Consider the following 18542-nt stretch of genomic DNA (forward strand, 5'->3'; position numbering starts at 1 on the left):
TCGAGAGGTGGGGATACGGGAAGATGGCTGTCGGCATGAGCTCGCCGCGACCGGCGCACAGCACCGCACCACGCGCTGCGGGCGAGGAGCCGGACGGGCAGGCGGCCGGTCCGGACGGCCTCGGCGCCGGTCTCGGCCAGGACGTCCCCGGTATCGACCCGGACGACCTTCCCGACGGTCTCGTCGTCGCCGACGCGAGCGGGCACATCATCTGCTTCAACGCCGCCGCCGCCCGCATCACCGCCACCCCGAGCGCCGACGCGATCGGCCGCCCCCTGGAGGCCGCCCTCCCGCTGGAGGACCTCAAGGGCAAGCGCTGGTGGACGCTGACCGACCCGTACGGCGGTCTCGCCACCCGTAACGGCCAGCCGGAGCGCAATCTGCTGCTGCCCGGCGGCCGCGAGGTACTGGTCTCCGCCCGTTACGTACGGGAGCACCCGCTCGGCCCGGTGCGCCGGGTCGTGGTCTCACTTCGCGGCACCGAGGCCCGCCGCCGTACCGAACGCAGCCACGCCGAGCTGATCGCCACCGTCGCCCACGAGCTGCGCTCCCCGCTGACCTCCGTCAAAGGGTTCACCGCGACCCTGCTCGCCAAGTGGGAGCGGTTCACCGACGACCAGAAGCGGCTGATGCTGGAGACCGTCGACGCCGACGCCGGCCGGGTCACCCGGCTCATCGCCGAGCTGCTCGACATCTCCCGGATCGACTCCGGCCGGCTGGAGCTGCGCCGCCAGCCCGTCGACGTCTCCGCCGCCGTGGCCCGGCACATCCAGGCCCTCATCACGGGCGGCCAGGCCCCCGAGCGTTTCCGGGTCCACGCCCGGGGCCCGCTGCCCGCCCTGTGGGCCGACCCCGACAAGGTCGACCAGGTCCTCGGGAACCTCCTGGAAAACGCGGTGCGCCACGGCGAGGGAACCGTCACCATTGAGATCGCCCCCGCACCCGCGCCGGGTGCCTGCGACGAGATGGGAACGGCTGTCACCGTGAGCGACGAAGGCCCCGGCATCCCCGAGGAGTCGATGGGCCGTGTCTTCACCCGCTTCTGGCGGGGGAGCAAACGCGGCGGCACGGGCCTGGGCCTCTACATCGTCAAGGGCATCGTCGAGGCCCACGGCGGCACGATCACCGTCGACCGGGGACCCGGCGGCGGGGCCGAGTTCCGATTTATTCTGCCTGTGAGCATGCCCGCCTACCTGGTGTGAGCAGCCCACAGGCTCCCCGACCGTCCTGCGGCCTTTAGACTCGACCTTTGGCACCTTTGCGTCCTCCAGTCGTCGAGCGGGGTCGCGCCACCAGCCAATCGGAAGCACGGGAAGAGATGTCGGCACCGAACAAGTCGTACGACCCAGTCGAGGTCGAGGCACTGAAACCGGAAGAGATCGAGCGCCTGCGGGACGAGGCGTTCGCCGCCTTCGCCGCCGCCGGTGACCTCGACGCGCTCGCCCAGGCGAAGACCGCGCACACCGGAGGTACCTCGCCGCTGTCCCTCGCCAACCGCGAGATCGGCGCCCTGCCCCCGCAGGCCAAGGCCGAGGCGGGCAAGCGCGTGGGCCAGGCCCGCGGCGCCGTCTCCAAGGCGCTCGCCGCCCGCCAGACCGAGCTGGAGGCCGAGCGGGACGCCCGGGTGCTCGTCGAGGAGGCCGTGGACGTCACGCTGCCCTACGACCGCACCCCGGCCGGCGCCCGCCACCCCCTCACGACCATCATGGAGCGCGTCGCGGACGTCTTCGTGGCCATGGGCTACGAGATCGCCGAGGGCCCCGAGGTCGAGGCGGAGTGGTTCAACTTCGACGCCCTGAACTTCGTGCCCGACCACCCGGCCCGCCAGATGCAGGACACCTTCTTCGTCCAGGGCACCACGCCCGACGGGAAGGCGACCGAGGGTGACGAGTCCGGCGTCGTGCTGCGTACGCACACCTCGCCGGTCCAGGCCCGCTCGCTCCTGGAGCGCAAGCCCCCCGTCTACGTGGTCTGCCCCGGCCGGGTCTACCGCACCGACGAGCTCGACGCCACGCACACCCCGGTCTTCCACCAGATCGAGCTGCTCGCCGTCGACGAGGGCCTCACCATGGCCGACCTCAAGGGCACCCTGGACCACATGGTCCAGGCGCTCTTCGGACCGGACATGAAGACCCGGCTGCGGCCGAACTTCTTCCCGTTCACCGAGCCGTCCGCCGAGATGGACATGGTCTGCTACGTCTGCCGCGGCGAGTCCGTCGGCAACCCGGACCGCCCCTGCCGCACCTGCGGCAGCGAGGGCTGGATCGAGCTCGGCGGCTGCGGCATGGTCAACCCCAAGGTGCTCACCGCCTGCGGTGTCGACCCCCAGAAGTACAGCGGATTCGCCTTCGGGTTCGGCATCGAACGGATGCTGATGTTCCGCCACAACGTCGAAGACATGCGAGACATGGTCGAGGGTGACGTCCGGTTCACCCGGCCGTTCGGGATGGAGATCTGATGCGCGTCCCGCTTTCCTGGCTGCGGGAGTACGTCGACCTGCCGGCGACGGAGACCGGCCGTGACGTACAGGCCAAGCTCGTCTCCGTCGGCCTCGAGGTCGAGACCGTCGAGCAGATCGGCGCGGGCCTCAAGGGCCCCCTGGTCGTCGGCAAGGTCCTGACCATCGAGGAGCTGGAGGGCTTCAAGAAGCCCATCCGCTTCTGCACGGTCGACGTCGGCACGGCCAACGGCACCGGCGAACCGCAGGAGATCGTCTGCGGCGCCCGTAACTTCTCCGTCGGCGACAAGGTCGTCGTGGTCCTCCCGGGCGCGGTCCTGCCCGGCGACTTCGCGATCGCCGCCCGCAAGACGTACGGCAAGACCTCGCACGGCATGATCTGCTCCACCGACGAGCTCGGCATGGGCGACGACGGCACGCACGGCATCATCGTGCTGCCGCCGGAGCACGAGGTCGGCACCGACGCGATCGAGCTGCTCCAGCTCGTCGACGAGGTCCTCGACATCGCCGTCACCCCGGACCGGGGCTACTGCCTGTCGATGCGCGGTGTCGCCCGCGAGACCGCCACCGCCTACGGGCTGCCGCTGCGCGACCCGGCGCTGCTGGACGTGCCCGCGCCCAACGCGTACGGCTACCCGGTCCAGATCTCCGACCCGATCGGCTGCGACCGCTTCACCGCCCGCACCGTCACCGGTCTCCAGCCCGAGGCCCGCTCGCCGATCTGGATGCAGCGTCGCCTCCAGAAGGCCGGGATGCGCCCGATCTCGCTGGCCGTCGACATCACCAACTACGTGATGCTGGAGCTCGGCCAGCCGCTGCACGCCTACGACCGCACCCGGGTCCAGGGAGCGATCGGCGTGCGCCGCGCCACCCAGGGCGAGAAGCTCACCACGCTGGACGGCACCGTGCGCGTGCTCGACGCCGAGGACCTGGTCATCACCGACGACCGCGGGCCGATCGGTCTCGCGGGCGTCATGGGCGGCGCCAACACCGAGATCGCGGACGCGGACGGCGAGGACGCCCTCACCACCGAGGTCGTCATCGAGGCCGCGCACTTCGACGCGATCTCGATCGCCCGCACCGCGCGCCGCCACAAGCTGTCCTCCGAGGCGTCCAAGCGCTTCGAGCGCGGTGTCGACCCGCAGGCCGCCGCGGCGGCGGCGCAGCGCACGGTGGACCTGCTGGTCCTCCTCGCGGGCGGCACCGCCGAGGCCGGGGTCACCGAGATCACCTCGCCCCACGCGCCGCGCACCATCGCCATGCCGGCGAACCACCCCGACAAGGTGGCCGGTGTGGAGTACGGGCGCGAGACCGTCGTCCGCCGCCTCCAGCAGGTCGGCTGCGACGTCTACGGGCAGGACGAGCTGATCGTCACCGTCCCGTCCTGGCGTCCCGACCTGGGCGAGCCGAACGACCTGGCCGAAGAGGTCATCCGTCTCGAGGGCTACGAGAACCTGCCCTCCACCCTGCCGACGCCCCCCTCCGGGCGCGGTCTCACCGACCGCCAGCGGCTGCACCGCCGTATCGGCCGGGTGCTGGCCGGAGCCGGGTACGTCGAAGCGCTGAGCTACCCGTTCATCGGCGACGCGGTCCTGGACCAGCTCGGCCTGGAGGCGGACGACGCCCGCCGCCGCACGGTCAAGCTGGTCAACCCGATCTCCGACGAGGAGCCGGCGCTGCGCACCACGCTGCTGCCGGGCCTTCTCGGCGCACTGCGGCGCAACGACGGCCGCGGCAGCCACGACCTCGCCCTCTTCGAGACCGGCCTGGTCTTCCGGCCGACGGGTGAGGAGAAGCAGGCCGTCCGCCTCCCCGTCGACCGCCGTCCCACGGACGAGGAGATCGCCGGTCTGAACGCGGCCCTGCCGCGTCAGCCGCGCCGCGCCGCCGTCGTCCTCGCGGGCGCCCGCGAGCAGGCCGGCTGGTGGGGCAAGGGCACCCCGGCGACCTGGGCGGACGCCGTCGAGGCGGCCCGCTCCATCGCCGCGGAGGCCGGTGTGGAGGTCATCGTCCGCGCCGACCAGCACGCCCCGTGGCACCCGGGCCGCTGCGCCGCGCTGTACGTCACCGTGAACGGCGAGGAGACCCTCTTCGGACACGCGGGCGAACTGCACCCGCGCGTGATCAAGGCGCTCCACCTGCCCGAGCGGACCTGCGCCGCCGAGGTCGAGCTGGACGTCCTGGAGCAGGCCGTCGACGGAGCGCTCCAGGCGCCCCGGTTCTCCACCTTCCCGGTGGCGACCCAGGACGTCGCGCTCGTCGTCGCCGGGGATGTCCCGGCCGCCGACGTGGAGCGGGCGCTGCGCGAGGGCGCGGGTGAACTCCTCGAATCGCTGCGGCTGTTCGACGTCTTCACCGGCGAGCAGATCGGCGGGGGCAACAAGTCCCTGGCGTACGCGCTGCGCTTCCGCGCCGCCGACCGCACCCTGACCGTCGAGGAGGCCTCGGCCGCCCGCGACAGCGCGGTGGCCCTGGCCGCCGAGCGCACGGGCGCGGTGCTGCGCGGGGCGTAACACCCCCTGGGCGTCAACACCCCCTGGGCGTTGAGAAGGGGCGTATCCGGCCACCGGATACGCCCCTTCTCCTTCTCCCGCCGAGCGACGGAGGGACCACACGCCGGATCCGGAGCGGGAACCGGGAGGAACGCGGTTCCGGCTGCCGTTCCGCAGCCACCCTCCTTCGTCGTCGGTCAGTGGGCCGTGCGGTCCGGGCGCCGCCCGCGCTGCCTCGGAGTGTCGGGCAGGTCAGCAGCGCGGACGGCGCGGGTGCGGGTCGTGGGCCGGTTACGAGGGGGAGCCGACGACCCGGGCCGCCTCTTGCGAGGGAGCTCATTCAATCGAGCCCGGGCCCCGCGCGGCAGAGCGCACAGCAGGAGGGTTCGGGCATTCCGTTCACACCCCGTGTGAATCGTGCTCCACTAGGCTCATTGCGACACGCACCTGGGGGGACGATGGAGCCCAATGTCCTGCTCGAAGCCTTGATCGAGGAGGCCGGTGTGTCCCGCGCGGGCCTCGCCGGTCACGTCAACCGGGCGGGCCTGACCCGCGGGCTGAGCCTGCGGTACGAACACACGGCGGTCTCCCGCTGGCTCAAGGGCCAGCGCCCGCGCGGCCAGGTGCCCGACCTGATCTGCGAGGTGCTGGCCGGCCGGCTGGGCAGGCCGGTCGGGCTCGACGACATCGGCATGGGCACGTCGGCCGCCTCCGCCGGGACGGACTCCGGCGACGGGAACGGCTCCCTCTCCGGCTTCGTCGAGCGGGCCACCGCGCTGTGGCGCTCCGACGAACAGCGGCGCCCGCACCTGGCCACCGTGCCCGCCGTCACCGGCACCCCGGCGGTGATGCCGGTCTGGGAGTGGGAGAACCCCCCGGAGGACACCGACGTCTCACGGCCAGGACCGGGCCGGGTCAGCGCGGCCGACATAGCGATGCTCAAGGCGGCCCGCGACCACTACGAGCAGATGTACCGCAAGACGGGCGGCATCGCGACCAGGTCCCGGATCGTCCGCTTCCTCAATGCGGAGGCCGCGCCGCTGCTGCGCGGCGGCTACAGCGACGCGCTCGGCCGGAGCCTGCACCGGGCGACCGCCGGGCTGGTGGCGGTGGCCGGCATCTGCGCCTACGACTCCGACGCCCATGGACTCGCCCAGCGCTACTTCCACCAGGCGCTGCGGCTCGCCAAGTCCAGCGGGGACCGGGGGCTCGGCGGTTATGTGATCGCCCTGCTGGTCACCCAGTCGCTGTTCCTCGGCGACTACCGCCGCTCCATCGCCTTCGCCGAGGCCGCGCTGCGGGCCGCCGGAGGCCACATCACCCCCGCGCTCGCCGCCGATCTGCACGCCATGCAGGCCAAGGCGTACGCCCGGCTCGGCGACGCGGCGAGCGCCCGGGCCTGCATCGGGCGGGCCCAGGCCCAGGCGGGCCGCATCCACACCGGCCGGGAGCCCGACGAGACGGGGTACGTCCAGCCGGGCCTGGTCGACGTCCAGGTGGCGGAGGCGCTGCTCGGTCTCGGGGATCTGCCGGCCGCCCGGGAGCACGCGGCCTCCGCAGTGCGCGCCCCGGCGCACGACCGGGGGCGCGTACACCGTCTGGCGATGCTCAGCCATATCGAGCTGCTGCAGGGCGAGCCCGACCGCGCGGCCGGTACAGCAGCCGAAATGGCGACACGGGCCCGGGGAATGGAGTCCCAGCGACTGCGCGACCGGCTGCGGGAGGTCCGGAGCGAACTGGCCGCGAGCGGCTGCGCGGACGCCGTAGGCACCACCGACCTCATCGACGAGGCGCTCCGCGTGCCTCTGTGAGCTCCACCGACGCCCCGCCGTTCGTTCACCACTGCGGCTGAGCCTGCTGGCATGTTGACCCCAACATGTCGAAAGGCGGCACAACCGTGCAGTGGACGAACCTAAGCGAACAGAATGTGTATCAGAACCCGTGGTTCCGGGTGAATCTGGCGGACGTTCAGCTCCCCGACGGCAGCCATCTCGACCACTTCGTCATCCGGCTGCGCCCCGTCGCGGCCGCCACCGTCGTCAACGAGGCGAACGAGGTGCTGCTGCTCTGGCGGCACCGGTTCATCACCGACAGCTGGGGGTGGGAACTGGCCGCGGGCGTCGTCGAGGACGGCGAGGACATCGCGGTGGCGGCGGCCCGTGAGATGGAGGAGGAGACCGGCTGGCGCCCCGGCGAGCTGCGCCCGCTGCTCACCGTGGAACCGTCGAACGGCCTCACCGACGCCCGCCACCACCTGTACTGGTCCGACGAGGCGCACTGGACCGGGCACCCCGAGGACGCCTTCGAGTCCTCACGCCGCGAGTGGATACCGCTCAAGGTGGTCCCGGACATGATCGCCCGGGGCGAGGTGCCCGCCGCGAACATGGCGGCCGCCCTGCTGATGCTGCACCACCTGAGACTGGGCTGACCTGACCCCGGCCCCGGGGTTGCCGGGGCCGGCTCCTGCCCGACATGGCGGTTTCAGAGCAGGACAGGAAGAGAAGTCAGTCCGCGAACGAGTCGGGTGCGCCGCCAGACCAACTCTTCGGCGGACACGGCGAGTCGGATTCCGGGGAAGCGGGTCAGAATCGCGCGCAGGGCAAGGTGGGCCTCAGCCTTTGCCAGGGGAGCGCCGACACAGCGGTGGATGCCGTGGCCGAAGCTGAGGTGGCTGGTCGCGTCCCGGCCCAGGTCGAGTTGGTCCGGGTCGCGGAAGCGCTCCGGGTCGCGGTTGGCGGCTCCGAGGGCGACGAGCACCGGGGCGCCCGCGGGGATCTCGGTTCCGCCCAGGGTGATGGCTTCGGTGGCGAACCGGAACGTGGAGGTGCTGACCGGCGCGTCGAAGCGGAGCAGCTCGTCCAGTGCCCGCGGGATGGCTTCCGGGCTACTGCGCAGGCGTTCCAGTTCGGCCGGGTGCCGCAGCAGGGCCAGGGCGGCGTTGCCGAGGAAGTGGGTGGTGGTCTCGTGGCCGGTGACGAGCAGCAGCACGGCCAGGGATACGAGCTCTTCCTCGGTGAGGTGGTCCTCGCCGTCGCGAGCGGCGATGAGACGGTCGAGGAGGGAATCGCCCGGGCGATGGCGCTTCGACGCGATGAGGTCGCTCATGTATGCGGCGACGGCGTACGAGGCGGCGTCGGCGGGGCCGGGGTCTCCGGCGGCGAACAGTTCGGCGGACCAGCGCTGAACCCGCTGCCGGTCGCTCTCCGGTACGCCGAGCAGTTCGCAGATCACCATGACCGGAAGGGGGACGGCGAGGTCGGCCACGAGGTCGACCGCCCCGCCGGCGGTCCAGCGGTCCAGCAGTTCGTCGGTCAGCCGGGTGATGAAGGGGCGGAGCCCGGCGACGGCGCCGCTCGTGAACGCACCGGTGACCAGCCTGCGAAGCCTTGTGTGCCGGGGCGGATCGCTGGCCAGCATGGTGTGCGCAACGGCGGGATGCAGCCGGCGCTTCGAGTCCTTGCCGGCGAAGAAGACGGCAGTGTCCTTGGAAAGCCGCGAGTCGCCGAGAGCCTGCCGGGCTTCCGCGTATCCGGTGACCAGATAGCTGTGGCGTCCGCTGGACCCGGACGCCACGGCCTGCACGGGGCACGCGGACCGCATGGCCGCGTACGCGGGATAGGGGTCGCGGGCGGACCGGCTGTCCTTGGCGTCGTCGTTCATGGTGTCAGGCTCCATCCGAGTACGGCAGACCATCATCGTTTCTGATCAATAGGAGGCAAGCGAGTCCGCTATAGGGTGTCCGACGCATGGGGTGCCGCGCATGTGAACGAAGTGCCGCCCAAGCCCTTCCCCGCCGCCTATGCCAGCGGACGGCTGAAGGCGTATCACGTGCCCGGCAACGGCATGAGTGGAGTGAGTTCATGGCTGAAGTGACCGCCATGCTGGAAGAGCTGAGGGACATCACTCCGCTGACCGCCGAGGCTGCGGCGGCGCGGTTCCTGGCTCAGGAGTGGACGCCCGGGGGCAAGATCCGTGACGGCGTGGAGACATCGTGGGACCGGGGCGGCGTCGGGGGCTGGATTCAGACGCCCGGCGATGGGGTGGTCCGCGTCTCGTTCTTCGTATGGATCCGCGACGTCGACGAGTCGGGCTACTTCGACGACCTGGACGCCGTCTACGAGCAGGGGGAGCAGGTGCTGGCCGTTTTCCTCCCCGAGATCGAGGAGTCCCCGCTTGCCGGCCACCTCGTCGAGGCCGAGCAGACGGAGGCGGACAGGGACGAGTTCATCAGGCTGAGGAAGTGGAACCTCGACGGCCGGATCCTGACCGCCGGTGTGATCCAGCATGACACCGATCTCCCGGTGATGGTCATGGTGGTGCTGGAGGAGCCCGGCGCCGCCTGAATCGGCTCGGGGAACGTGCCCCGGCGGGCCCGGCCGCATGAGCGCCGACCCCGCCGGTAGGACGGTCAGTACGGGTAGAAGCCCGACCCCGTCTTGCGGCCGAGGCGCCCCGCGTCGACCATGCGCTGGAGCAGCGGGGGAGCGGCGTACAGCGGCTCCTTGTACTCGGCGTACATCGAGTCCGCGACCGAGGCCACCGTGTCCAGGCCGATCAGGTCCGCGAGCTTCAGCGGGCCCATCGGGTGGGCGCAGCCCATCTCCATGCCGTTGTCGATGTCCTCGCGGCTGGCGATGCCCGACTCGAACATCCGGATCGCGGAGAGCAGGTACGGGATCAGCAGCGCGTTCACGACGAAGCCGGACCGGTCCTGGGCGCGGATCGGGTGCTTGCCGAGCACGTCCTGCACGACGGCCTCGGCGCGCGCGATCGTCTCGTCCGAGGTGGTCAGCGCCGGGATCAGCTCGACGAGCTTCTGCACCGGGGCCGGGTTGAAGAAGTGGATGCCGATGACCCGGTCCGGGCGCGAGGTGGCGACGGCCAGCTTCACCAGCGGGATCGAGGAGGTGTTGGAGGCCAGGATCGCGTCCTGCCGGGTCACCACCTGGTCGAGCACCTGGAAGATCTCGGTCTTGACCTGCTCGTTCTCCACGACGGCCTCGATGACGAGATCGCGGTCGGCGAACTCCCCGAGATCGGTCGTGAAGCTCAGACGGCCGAGGGTCTCGTCCCGCTCCTCCGCGCTGATCTTGCCGCGCTCGGCGGCCTTCGACAGGGAGTTGTGCAGACGGGTGCGGCCGATCTCCAGCGCTTCGCCGGTGGTCTCGGCGACCTTCACTTCGAGGCCGCTGCGCGCGCACACCTCCGCGATACCTGCGCCCATCTGGCCACAGCCCACCACTCCGACGCGTGCAATGTCGGCCATAGAGTCCGTCACCTCGTGCCTTTCGCTGTTCTCCGTATCGCAGGGTCCCGTGTGATTCCGGTGCCCGCCTCGACCCCACGACGTTACTCCGAATGCCGACGCGGACGTCCTGCGGGTCATGGCGGCTACGGATGGGCATGATGCGGTTACGTAGAGCTATCGGAGTCGGGTGCGGGACGTGGTGGAGAGAGGTGGACCAGGATGCGGCGTACGGGAGTGGCCAGGAGGGCCTTCGTGCTGAGCGCGGCCGGACTGCTGGCGGCGATGACGACGGCCGGCGACGCGGTGGCCTCCTCGGTCGGGCGGACCTCCCCGGCCGGGGGAAGGCGGGGCGGCGGTCGGCCGGAGGCGGCGCCGGGGCAGGTGCGTGGCATGTGGGTGGCCACGGTCGCCAACATCGACTGGCCGTCCGTGCCGGGTCTCCCCGCGGCGCGGCAGGAGGCCGAGCTGTTCGCGTATCTGGACCGGGCGGTCGAGCTGCGGCTCAACGCGGTGATGCTCCAGGTCCGGCCGACCGCCGACGCCCTGTGGCCCTCGCCGTACGAGCCGTGGGCCGACTGCCTCACCGGGACCCAGGGCCAGGACCCGGGCTGGGACCCGCTCGGCACGGCGGTGCGCGCGGCGCACGACCGGAGCCTGGAGCTGCACGCCTGGTTCAACCCCTACCGGGTGGCGAACCACACGGACCCCACCCGCCTCATCGCCTCCCACCCGGCCCGGCTGAACCCGGGCTGGACCGTGCCGTACGGCGGGAAGCTCTACTACAACCCCGGGCTGCCGGAGGTCCGCCGCTTCGTCCAGGACGCGATGCTGGACGCCGTGCGCCGCTACGACATCGACGCGGTGCACTGGGACGACTACTTCTACCCGTATCCGGTGGCCGGGCAGACCTTCGACGACGACGCCGCGTTCGAGCGGTACGGCGGCGGCTTCGCCGACCGGGCGGCCTGGCGGCGCGACAACATCGACCGGCTCGTGCGCGAGACGGGGCAGCGGATCCGGGCGATCAAGCCGCACGTCCGCTTCGGCATCAGCCCCTTCGCGGTCTGGCGCAACGCGGAGACCGACCCGCTGGGTTCGGACACCCGGGCCGGTGTGCAGACGTACGACGATCTGCACGCCGACACCCGCAAGTGGGTCCGGGAAGGGTGGATCGACTACATCTGCCCGCAGATCTACTGGCACATCGGCCAGACCGCCGCCGACTACGCCAAGGTCCTCGCCTGGTGGAGCGGGACCGTCCGGGGCACGGGTGTCGACCTGTACGTGGGCGAGGCGCTGTACAAAGCGGGCGACCCCGCCCAGCCGGCCCCCTGGCAGGACCCGGCGGAGCTGTCCCGCCACCTCACCCTCGCCCGGGGGTACGAGGAGGTGGGCGGCCATGTCTTCTTCTCGGGGAAGAGCGTGACGGCGGACCGGATCGGCGCGATGCGGCGCGTGGTGGCCGACCACTACCCGGACCGGATCCGGCTCTACCCGGACCGGGGCCGCACGTACCCGCACCACGGCCGCCCCTCGGGGTGATCCGGGCGCAGGTCCGGGGGAGCAAGGGCGGGGCGGCGGGGCGGGGCGGGGCCCGGGTGTGCGGGCCCTGCCCGGTGTTCCTACTGCGGCTGCCCGTCCTTCGGCGCCTCCCTGTGCTGGACGACGCTGTCGGGGCCCGGTGACATCAGATGTTCGTGGCCGTCCTCGAAGCGGAGCCGGTACGGGGGAGCGCCCCCGTCGCCGAGCACCTCGATGATCTCTGCGACCCGGTCGTGCTGTCCCACGGTCCTGCCGTGCATCAGCAGCCGGTCGCCCGCGTGTGCCTCCATCGGGAGCGACCTCCTCACTGGGGAGACGGTGATCCGTGCCGTGTCGACAAGTCTATGACCGTACGGTCCGGGACACCCCCGCTGCGCGGCGGCCGGTCCGCTGGGTGGCGGCGATGCAGACCAGCACGGCCACCGCCGCGACCGGAGCCGCGGCCGACATCTCCTCGCCGAGCAGGAGGAAGGACCACACGAGGGTCAGCAGCGGCTGGGCGAGCTGGAGCTGACTGGCCCGGGCGACACCGATCGCCGCCATGCCCCGGTACCAGACGTACAGCCCGAGGAAGGTCGATCCGGCGGCGACCCAGACCAGTCCGAGGACGCCGTGGGCGTTCAGGTGCACGGGTTCGAGCGGCAGGGCCACCAGGCTGCCCGCCACCGCGAGCGGCAGGCACAGGACCAGTGCCCAGCCGATCACCTGCCACCCCGGCATCACCCGGGCCAGCCTGCCGCCCTCGGTGTACCCGGCCGCGCACACGAGCAGCGCGCCGAACAGATACAGGTCTCCGGAGGCGAGGGCCCCGCCGCTCTGCTGCACGGTGAAGGCGATCACCACGGCCGCCCCGGCGAGGGCCGCGACCCAGAAGGTGCGCGAGGGCCGCTCACCGGTGCGCAGGGACCCCAGCACCGCCGTGGTCAGCGGCAGCAGGCCCACCACCACCGCCGCGTGCGAGGTGGTGGACGTCTGCAGCGCCAGCGTCGTCAGCAGCGGAAAGCCCACCACCACCCCGCCCCCGACGACCGCGAGCCCGGCCCAGTGCCGGCGCCCGGGCAGCGGCACCCGCGCGGCCAGCAGCACACTGCCCGCGATCAGGGCGGCGAGGACACTGCGCAGAGCGACCAGCGACCAGGGGCCGAAGCTCTCCAGGCCCCAGGCCGTGGCCGGGAAGGTGAGCGAGAACGCCACGACGCCGAGCCCGGCGAGCACGGTGCCGCCCCGGCCGGCCGACGGCCCCGGCGCGGTCCGGCGGCTCGCCGATGCGCTCCCGGCCGCGTTCCGGGCGGTGTTCGCCGTGGTCGCGGGAGTGGTCCGCGGGGTGACGATCGGCTCGGCGACCGCTATCGATGAAGGCGGGGTAGCGCTATCCTGTGCTCTCATGCAAGAGCGTAGCAGCGTCGCCGAACTGGTCACTTCCCTGCGGACCGAGCTCAACCGCTACTCACCCGGTGGAAAGCTGCCGTCCAGCCGCGCCCTCGTTGAACGGTTCCGGGTCAGCCCCGTCACCGTCTCCCGCGCCATCGCCCAGCTCGCCGCCGAAGGCCTCGTCACCACCCGCCCCGGCTCCGGCGCCTTCCGGGCGCACCCCCGCACCGCACCGCCCGCCCCGGGCGACACGTCCTGGCAGGAGGTGTCGCTGAGCGGTGACGGCGGACCCGAAGTCGTGCCCCGTACGGTCGACGCCTCCGGGGTGCTGGTCACCCTCGCCGCACCGCCGCCCGGCGTCATCGAGTTCAACGGCGGCTATCTCCACGCCTCGCTCCAGCCCGAGCGGGCGCTTTCCGCGGCCCTGGCCCGCGCGGGCCGCAGGCCGGGCGCCTGGGGCCGCCCCCCGACGGACGGGCTGCCCGAACTGCGGTCCTGGTTCGCCCGCGAGATCGGCCCCGCCGTGTCCGGCGCCGACGTCCTGATCACCGCGGGTGGCCAGAGCGCCCTGGCCACCGCGCTGCGCGCGCTCGCCCCGCCCGGCGCCCCGGTCCTCGTGGAGTCGCCCACCTACCCCGGGATGCTCGCCGCCGCCCGCGCCACCGGACTGCGCCCTGTCCCCGTGCCGATGGACGCCGACGGGGTCCGCCCCGAGCTGCTCGCCGACGCGTTCCGGGCCACCGGCGCCCGGGTCTTCGTCACCCAGCCGCTCTTCCAGAACCCCACCGGGGCCACCCTCGCGTCCGCCCGCCGCCCCGAGATCCTGGCCATCGCCCGGGCGGCCGGGGCGTTCGTGGTCGAGGACGACTTCGCCCGCCGGCTCGTCCACGACGACGCCGGACCGCTCCCCGCGCCGCTGGCCGCCGACGATCCCGACGGCGTCGTCGTGCACGTCTGCTCGCTGACCAAGGTCACCTCGCCCAGCCTCCGGGTCGGCGCGCTGGCCGCCCGGGGCCCGGTGCTGGAGCGCCTGCGGGCCATCCAGGTCGTCGACAGCTTCTTCGTACCCCGGCCGCTCCAGGAGGCCGCGCTGGAACTCGTCGGCTCCCCGTCCTGGGGCCGCCACCTGGCCGCCGTCGCCACCGAGCTGGGCCACCGCCGTACGGTCATGGCGGCCGCCCTCGCCACCGAACTGCCGGAACTCACGCTGCCGCACCTCCCGGCGGGCGGCGGCAGCCTCTGGCTCCGGCTCCCGGGCAGCGGCGCGGGAACGGGCACCGACGAGCCGGCCGTCGTCTCGGCCGCCCTGCGCGCCTCGGTCGCCATCGCCCCCGGCCGCCCCTACTTCTGCGCCGAACCCCCGGCCGGACACGTCCGCCTGAGCTTCGCCGCGGTCTCCGGAACGCCGGAGATCGCGGAGGGCGTCCGCCGCCTCCGTACCGCCTTCGACGGGCTGAAAGGCCCCTGACGAGGCCGGTCCGATCGCACCGGGCCCGGCACGCCCTCTTGACCAAACAGGCGTTCGGCCCCACGATCCCGCCATGACGCTTCGGGTCTCCCTGGTCGCAGCGGCGCGCAGCTCCTCCCGGCTGGCCGAACGCTTCGACGACGACCGGCCGCTCGATCAGGCCGGCTGGCACGAGGTGCAGCTCGTCGCCCACACGCTCGTCCCGCTCGCCGCCGCCGAGCTGCGCTACTGCTCGCCCACCCCGCGCAGCCGCGCCACCGGGGACGCCCTCGGCTTCGCGCCGATGGCGCAACCGGCCCTGCGCGACTGCGACATGGGCCGTTGGCGGGGACTGACCCTCGGCGAGGTCACCGCCCGGGAACCGGCCGCCGTGGACCACTGGCTCAGCGACCCGCGCAGCGCCCCGCACGGCGGCGAGTCGATGCTCGGCTTCATCGGGAGGGTGGGCGGCTGGCTGGACACCCGACCCGCCGACGACGGCCTCGTCGTCGCGGTCGCCGAACCCGCCGTGATCCGGGCGGCCCTCGTCTACGCCCTGAACGCCCCGCCCTCCGCGTACTGGAACGTCGACGTCCGGCCGCTCTCCACCATCACGCTGACCGGCCTGCCCGGCCGCTGGAGCCTCAGCCTGGAGGCGGGCATCCGCTGACCCGCGCAGCGACAGCCGCCCGCCCCTTCCCTTCCCTCCGGTCCGACCGGTCGGTACGTTGCGGGGGCATCCGGTTCCGCCGCCGGACCCGCGCCCGCGACGAGGGAGGCCCCGTGCCGCAGATCCACGGCCACTGCGACGACCGGTACGCCGGGGTCCGGGCCGCCTTCGCGGAGAACTTCACGGACCGCGGCGAACTGGGCGCGGCGGTGACCGTCCTGGTCGCCGGCGAACCGGTGGTGGATCTGTGGGGCGGCTGGGCCGACGCGGCCCGCACCCGCCCCTGGGAACGGGACACCGTGGTCAACGTCTGGTCCACCGGCAAGGGCCCGACCGCGCTCTGCGCCCATGTCCTGGCCGACCGGGGACTGCTCGACCTCGACGCCCCGGTCGCCGCCTACTGGCCGGAGTTCGCCGCGAACGGCAAGGAATCCGTCCTCGTACGCCACGTTCTCTCGCACCGCTCCGGAGTGGCCGGGCCCGACACCCCGCTCACCCTGGACGAGCTGTACGACTGGGAGACGGCCTGCGCCCGGCTCGCCGCCACCGCACCCTGGTGGGAGCCGGGCACCCGCTCCGGCTACCACGCGATCAGTTACGGATTCCTCGTCGGCGAAGTGGTCCGCCGGATCACCGGGCTGCGGCCCGGGGCGTTCCTCCGGCAGGAGATCACCGGCCCGCTGGGCATCGACTTCACCTTCGGCCTTCCGGAGAGCGAGACCCACCGGCTCGCCGAACTCGTCCAGGAGCGCCCCGACCGGGCCGCCCAGGCAGCCCTCCTGGACCGGATGACCCCGGTCGCCGTCGCCTCCCTGCTCAACCCGCCCACCGGCCGGGCCGCCGCCAACACACCCGCCTGGCGGGCAGCGGAGATACCCGCCGCCAACGGCCACGGCACCGCCCGCGCGATCGCCGCGCTCTACGGGATCCTGGCCGGACACGGCAGTCTCGACGGCCGCCGGATCCTCTCCGAGAAGGCCGCGGCCCGCGTCGGCGAAGGGCAGGGAGCCTGTCGTGACCTCGTCCTCGGCGACGGCTTCGCCCAGGAGACGGAGCTCGGCCTCGGCCTCTGGCTGAGCGGTGCGAACCGCTCGTACGGCCCCGACCCGCGCGCGCTCGGCCACGACGGCGCGGGCGGCTCCTGCGGCCTGGCCGACCCGGATGCCTCAATCGCCCTCGGCTACGTCATGAACCGGATGGGCTCCCGGCTCGCCGACGACCCGCGCAAGACGGCCCTGGTGAACGCCGTCTACGCGGCCCACCGGGAGGCCGCCGGAGGGTGATCGGAACAGGACATCCGACGTGCCGAACCAACCCGGGTTTCACCTGCGGTTGCCAGGAATGTGAGGATGTCACCATGACAACCAAGGTCTACTTCGACATCACCATTGACGACGCGCCCGCAGGGCGGATCACGTTCAACCTGTTCGACGACGTCGTCCCCAAGACGGCGGAGAACTTCCGCGCGCTCGCCACCGGCGAGAAGGGCTTCGGCTACGCCGGCTCGTCCTTCCACCGCGTCATCACGGACTTCATGCTCCAGGGTGGCGACTTCACCCGCGGTGACGGCACCGGCGGCAAGAGCATCTACGGCGAGAAGTTCGCCGACGAGAACTTCAAGCTCAAGCACGACCGCGTGGGCCTGCTCTCGATGGCCAACGCCGGACCGAACACCAACGGTTCGCAGTTCTTCGTCACCACGGTGCTCACCCCGTGGCTGGACGGCAAGCACGTGGTCTTCGGCGAGGTCGCCGACGACGACAGCATGGCCCTGGTCCGCAAGATCGAGGCGCTCGGCTCCTCCAGCGGCAAGACCCGCGCCAAGGTCACCATCGCCGAGTCCGGCGCTCTCTGACCTGCCTGACCTGACCTGCCTGGCCTGACCGGTCCGGCAGCCCGACGGGCCCGTGGCAGCCGTCCCACCGACGTACGCGTCGGCGGGACGGACCGGCCACGGGCCCGTCGGTCGCCGGACTACTGGTCGCCGGAGTGCGCGGCCCGCTCGGCGTTGCGCTCCTTGATACGAGCGGTCTCCTTGCGCACCTCGGCCTGCGTGGCACGCTCCTTCTGGAGCCACTCGGGCATCTCGTCCTTCAGCGCGTCGATCTGCTCGGTGGTGAGCGCCTCGGTGACCCCGCCGCGGGCGAGCCCCGCGATGGAGATGCCGAGCTTCGCGGCGACGACCGGGCGCGGGTGCGGACCGGTGCGGCGCAGCTCCACCAGCCAGGCGGGCGGGTCGGTCTGGAGGGCGTTGAGCTCGGTGCGGGAGACGGCACCCTCCTGGAAATCGGCGGGGGTGGCCTGGAGGTACACACCCAGCTTCTTCGCCGCCGTGGCGGGCTTCATGGTCTGGGCGGTCTTGTGCGACGTCATGGGTCCAGGGTATCGACCATGGGACATACCTCCGACCACCGACCGGTAGCCTGGTTCCGTGACAGGCGCGGACATCCCCTCATCCTTCAGGCTCGCGTACGTTCCCGGCGTGACGCCCACCAAGTGGGTGAGGGTCTGGCACGAGCGGCTGCCCCGCACCTCCCTGGAGCTCGTCCAGGCCACCGCCGCCGAGGCGCCGGAGCTGCTGGCGGGCGGCGGCGCCGACGCCGGTCTCGTACGGCTCCCGGTCGACCGGAACGTCCTGAGCGCGATCCCCCTCTACACCGAGACGACCGTCGTCGTGATCCCCAAGGACCATGTCGCGACCGCCGCGGACGAGGTGTCGCTCGCCGAGCTGGCCGACGAGATCGTGCTGCACCCGCTGGACGACCTCCTCGACTGGGAGACGCTGCCCGGCCGCCCCGCCATCGAGCGCCCGGAGACCACGGCGGACGCGATCGAGCTGGTGGCGGCGGGCGTGGGCGTCCTCCTCGTCCCGCAGTCCCTGGCCCGCCTCCATCACCGCAAGGACCTCACCTACCGCCCGGTCCCGGGAGCCCCCGAGTCGCGCGTCGCGCTGTCCTGGCCCGAGGCGGAGGTCACCCCCGACCTGGTGGAGGAGTTCATCGGGATCGTCCGGGGGCGCACCGTCAACAGCACGCGGGGCCGCGCGGCCACCCCGGCGCGCCCGACGGCGAAGGCGAAGGAGAAGGCCAAGGAGAAGGCCAAGGGCAAGCGGGCCGGTACGGGTGGCGGATCGGGCGGTGGATCGGGCGGCGGATCGGGCGGCGCCCGGAACAAGTCCGCGGCGGGCAGGAAGCCCCAGTCGGGCGGCCGGGCCGGCGGCCAGGGCGGCAAGCGCGGAAAGCCGCGGGGTCGGTAGAGCTCGGTAGAGCGTAGAGCAACGGTCCGGTGGCGCAACGCCACCCCACGCAGGTTCT

At 72.6% G+C, this 18542-nt stretch carries 17 protein-coding genes; 12 read left to right on the forward strand and 5 right to left on the reverse strand.

The genetic code is table 11. The annotated features are described in order from the left end of the window. The first annotated feature begins 23 nt into the window (after window positions 1-23). The 5 genes from ACIQPT_RS29375 (at window position 24) to ACIQPT_RS29395 (ending at window position 7378) form a co-directional block, all read left to right on the forward strand. Window positions 24-1202, forward strand: coding sequence for an ATP-binding protein (locus ACIQPT_RS29375; RefSeq protein ID WP_401160176.1), 1179 nt, complete (start codon window positions 24-26; stop codon window positions 1200-1202). Between the two features lie 116 nt (window positions 1203-1318). Next, on the forward strand, window positions 1319-2458 hold the full coding sequence (pheS, locus tag ACIQPT_RS29380) for a phenylalanine--tRNA ligase subunit alpha (RefSeq protein WP_401160178.1): 1140 nt from the start codon (window positions 1319-1321) through the stop codon (window positions 2456-2458). Next, a complete protein-coding gene (gene pheT, locus ACIQPT_RS29385; RefSeq protein WP_401160179.1) occupies window positions 2458-4971 on the forward strand; it encodes a phenylalanine--tRNA ligase subunit beta in 2514 nt (837 codons plus the stop codon). Before pheS ends, pheT begins: the two co-directional genes overlap by 1 nt. 437 nt (window positions 4972-5408) lie before the next feature. Further along, window positions 5409-6761 carry a transcriptional regulator gene (locus tag ACIQPT_RS29390; protein WP_401160181.1) on the forward strand — a complete coding sequence of 451 codons (1353 nt, stop codon included), beginning with the start codon at window positions 5409-5411 and terminating at the stop codon, window positions 6759-6761. An 86-nt stretch (window positions 6762-6847) separates the two neighbouring features. After that, a complete protein-coding gene (locus ACIQPT_RS29395; RefSeq protein WP_401160182.1) occupies window positions 6848-7378 on the forward strand; it encodes an NUDIX hydrolase in 531 nt (176 codons plus the stop codon). Window positions 7379-7431: 53 nt separating this feature from the next. Here the strand turns inward: ACIQPT_RS29395 and ACIQPT_RS29400 are convergent, their stop codons facing one another. Further along, the gene (locus tag ACIQPT_RS29400) at window positions 7432-8610 is read right to left on the reverse strand and encodes a cytochrome P450 (protein ID WP_401160184.1); all 1179 of its coding nucleotides are present in this window, start codon (window positions 8608-8610) and stop codon (window positions 7432-7434) included. A 200-nt stretch (window positions 8611-8810) separates the two neighbouring features. On the opposite strand from ACIQPT_RS29400, the gene ACIQPT_RS29405 reads away from it, so the two are divergent. After that, entirely contained in the window at window positions 8811-9293 is a 483-nt protein-coding gene (locus ACIQPT_RS29405) for a hypothetical protein (RefSeq protein WP_401160186.1), read from the forward strand. A gap of 65 nt (window positions 9294-9358) precedes the next feature. On the opposite strand, the gene ACIQPT_RS29410 is transcribed toward ACIQPT_RS29405, so the two are convergent. Then, on the reverse strand, window positions 9359-10216 hold the full coding sequence (locus tag ACIQPT_RS29410) for a 3-hydroxybutyryl-CoA dehydrogenase (RefSeq protein WP_073805880.1): 858 nt from the start codon (window positions 10214-10216) through the stop codon (window positions 9359-9361). A 234-nt stretch (window positions 10217-10450) separates the two neighbouring features. Here ACIQPT_RS29410 and ACIQPT_RS29415 point away from each other — a divergent pair, with 234 nt between their 5' ends. Continuing rightward, on the forward strand, window positions 10451-11740 hold the full coding sequence (locus tag ACIQPT_RS29415; RefSeq protein ID WP_401160340.1) for a glycoside hydrolase family 10 protein: 1290 nt from the start codon (window positions 10451-10453) through the stop codon (window positions 11738-11740). A gap of 80 nt (window positions 11741-11820) precedes the next feature. Here the strand turns inward: ACIQPT_RS29415 and ACIQPT_RS29420 are convergent, their stop codons facing one another. Together ACIQPT_RS29420 and ACIQPT_RS29425 are read right to left on the reverse strand one after the other, a co-directional pair. Next, window positions 11821-12030, reverse strand: a complete 210-nt coding sequence (locus ACIQPT_RS29420) for a DUF1918 domain-containing protein (RefSeq protein WP_401160188.1) — start codon at window positions 12028-12030, stop codon at window positions 11821-11823. A 52-nt stretch (window positions 12031-12082) separates the two neighbouring features. Then, the gene (locus ACIQPT_RS29425; protein WP_401160342.1) at window positions 12083-12955 is read right to left on the reverse strand and encodes a DMT family transporter; all 873 of its coding nucleotides are present in this window, start codon (window positions 12953-12955) and stop codon (window positions 12083-12085) included. A gap of 169 nt (window positions 12956-13124) precedes the next feature. On the opposite strand from ACIQPT_RS29425, the gene ACIQPT_RS29430 reads away from it, so the two are divergent. From ACIQPT_RS29430 to ACIQPT_RS29445, 4 genes are all read left to right on the forward strand, one after another. Then, complete coding sequence (locus tag ACIQPT_RS29430) at window positions 13125-14579, forward strand: PLP-dependent aminotransferase family protein (RefSeq protein ID WP_401160190.1); 1455 nt, start codon at window positions 13125-13127, stop codon at window positions 14577-14579. Between the two features lie 73 nt (window positions 14580-14652). Next, complete coding sequence (locus tag ACIQPT_RS29435) at window positions 14653-15228, forward strand: histidine phosphatase family protein (RefSeq protein WP_401160192.1); 576 nt, start codon at window positions 14653-14655, stop codon at window positions 15226-15228. 113 nt (window positions 15229-15341) lie between these two features. Continuing rightward, a complete protein-coding gene (locus ACIQPT_RS29440; RefSeq protein ID WP_401160194.1) occupies window positions 15342-16511 on the forward strand; it encodes a serine hydrolase domain-containing protein in 1170 nt (389 codons plus the stop codon). A gap of 74 nt (window positions 16512-16585) precedes the next feature. Next, entirely contained in the window at window positions 16586-17083 is a 498-nt protein-coding gene (locus tag ACIQPT_RS29445; RefSeq protein WP_103535807.1) for a peptidylprolyl isomerase, read from the forward strand. 119 nt (window positions 17084-17202) lie between these two features. On the opposite strand, the gene ACIQPT_RS29450 is transcribed toward ACIQPT_RS29445, so the two are convergent. Further along, the gene (locus tag ACIQPT_RS29450; protein WP_401160197.1) at window positions 17203-17601 is read right to left on the reverse strand and encodes a DUF5997 family protein; all 399 of its coding nucleotides are present in this window, start codon (window positions 17599-17601) and stop codon (window positions 17203-17205) included. 58 nt (window positions 17602-17659) lie between these two features. Between ACIQPT_RS29450 and ACIQPT_RS29455 the strand changes: the two genes are divergently transcribed. Next, a complete protein-coding gene (locus ACIQPT_RS29455; protein ID WP_401160199.1) occupies window positions 17660-18484 on the forward strand; it encodes a LysR family transcriptional regulator substrate-binding protein in 825 nt (274 codons plus the stop codon). Window positions 18485-18542 lie beyond the last annotated feature (58 nt).

The sequence above is a fragment of the Streptomyces sp. NPDC091289 genome, from assembly GCF_044757365.1.
Classification (GTDB): Bacteria; Actinomycetota; Actinomycetes; order Streptomycetales; family Streptomycetaceae; genus Streptomyces.

What these genes read in the sequence shown, in the direction of transcription:
- ACIQPT_RS29375 (WP_401160176.1), top strand. Translation starts at nt 24, where the DNA reads ATGGCTGTCGGCATGAGCTCGCCGCGACCGGCGCACAGCACCGCACCA.
- pheT (WP_401160179.1), top strand. Translation starts at nt 2,458, where the DNA reads ATGCGCGTCCCGCTTTCCTGGCTGCGGGAGTACGTCGACCTGCCGGCG.
- ACIQPT_RS29450 (WP_401160197.1), bottom strand. Translation starts at nt 17,601, where the DNA reads ATGACGTCGCACAAGACCGCCCAGACCATGAAGCCCGCCACGGCGGCG.
- ACIQPT_RS29405 (WP_401160186.1), top strand. Translation starts at nt 8,811, where the DNA reads ATGGCTGAAGTGACCGCCATGCTGGAAGAGCTGAGGGACATCACTCCG.
- ACIQPT_RS29445 (WP_103535807.1), top strand. Translation starts at nt 16,586, where the DNA reads ATGACAACCAAGGTCTACTTCGACATCACCATTGACGACGCGCCCGCA.
- ACIQPT_RS29420 (WP_401160188.1), bottom strand. Translation starts at nt 12,030, where the DNA reads ATGGAGGCACACGCGGGCGACCGGCTGCTGATGCACGGCAGGACCGTG.
- pheS (WP_401160178.1), top strand. Translation starts at nt 1,319, where the DNA reads ATGTCGGCACCGAACAAGTCGTACGACCCAGTCGAGGTCGAGGCACTG.
- ACIQPT_RS29390 (WP_401160181.1), top strand. Translation starts at nt 5,409, where the DNA reads ATGGAGCCCAATGTCCTGCTCGAAGCCTTGATCGAGGAGGCCGGTGTG.
- ACIQPT_RS29430 (WP_401160190.1), top strand. Translation starts at nt 13,125, where the DNA reads ATGCAAGAGCGTAGCAGCGTCGCCGAACTGGTCACTTCCCTGCGGACC.
- ACIQPT_RS29435 (WP_401160192.1), top strand. Translation starts at nt 14,653, where the DNA reads ATGACGCTTCGGGTCTCCCTGGTCGCAGCGGCGCGCAGCTCCTCCCGG.
- ACIQPT_RS29410 (WP_073805880.1), bottom strand. Translation starts at nt 10,216, where the DNA reads ATGGCCGACATTGCACGCGTCGGAGTGGTGGGCTGTGGCCAGATGGGC.
- ACIQPT_RS29400 (WP_401160184.1), bottom strand. Translation starts at nt 8,610, where the DNA reads ATGAACGACGACGCCAAGGACAGCCGGTCCGCCCGCGACCCCTATCCC.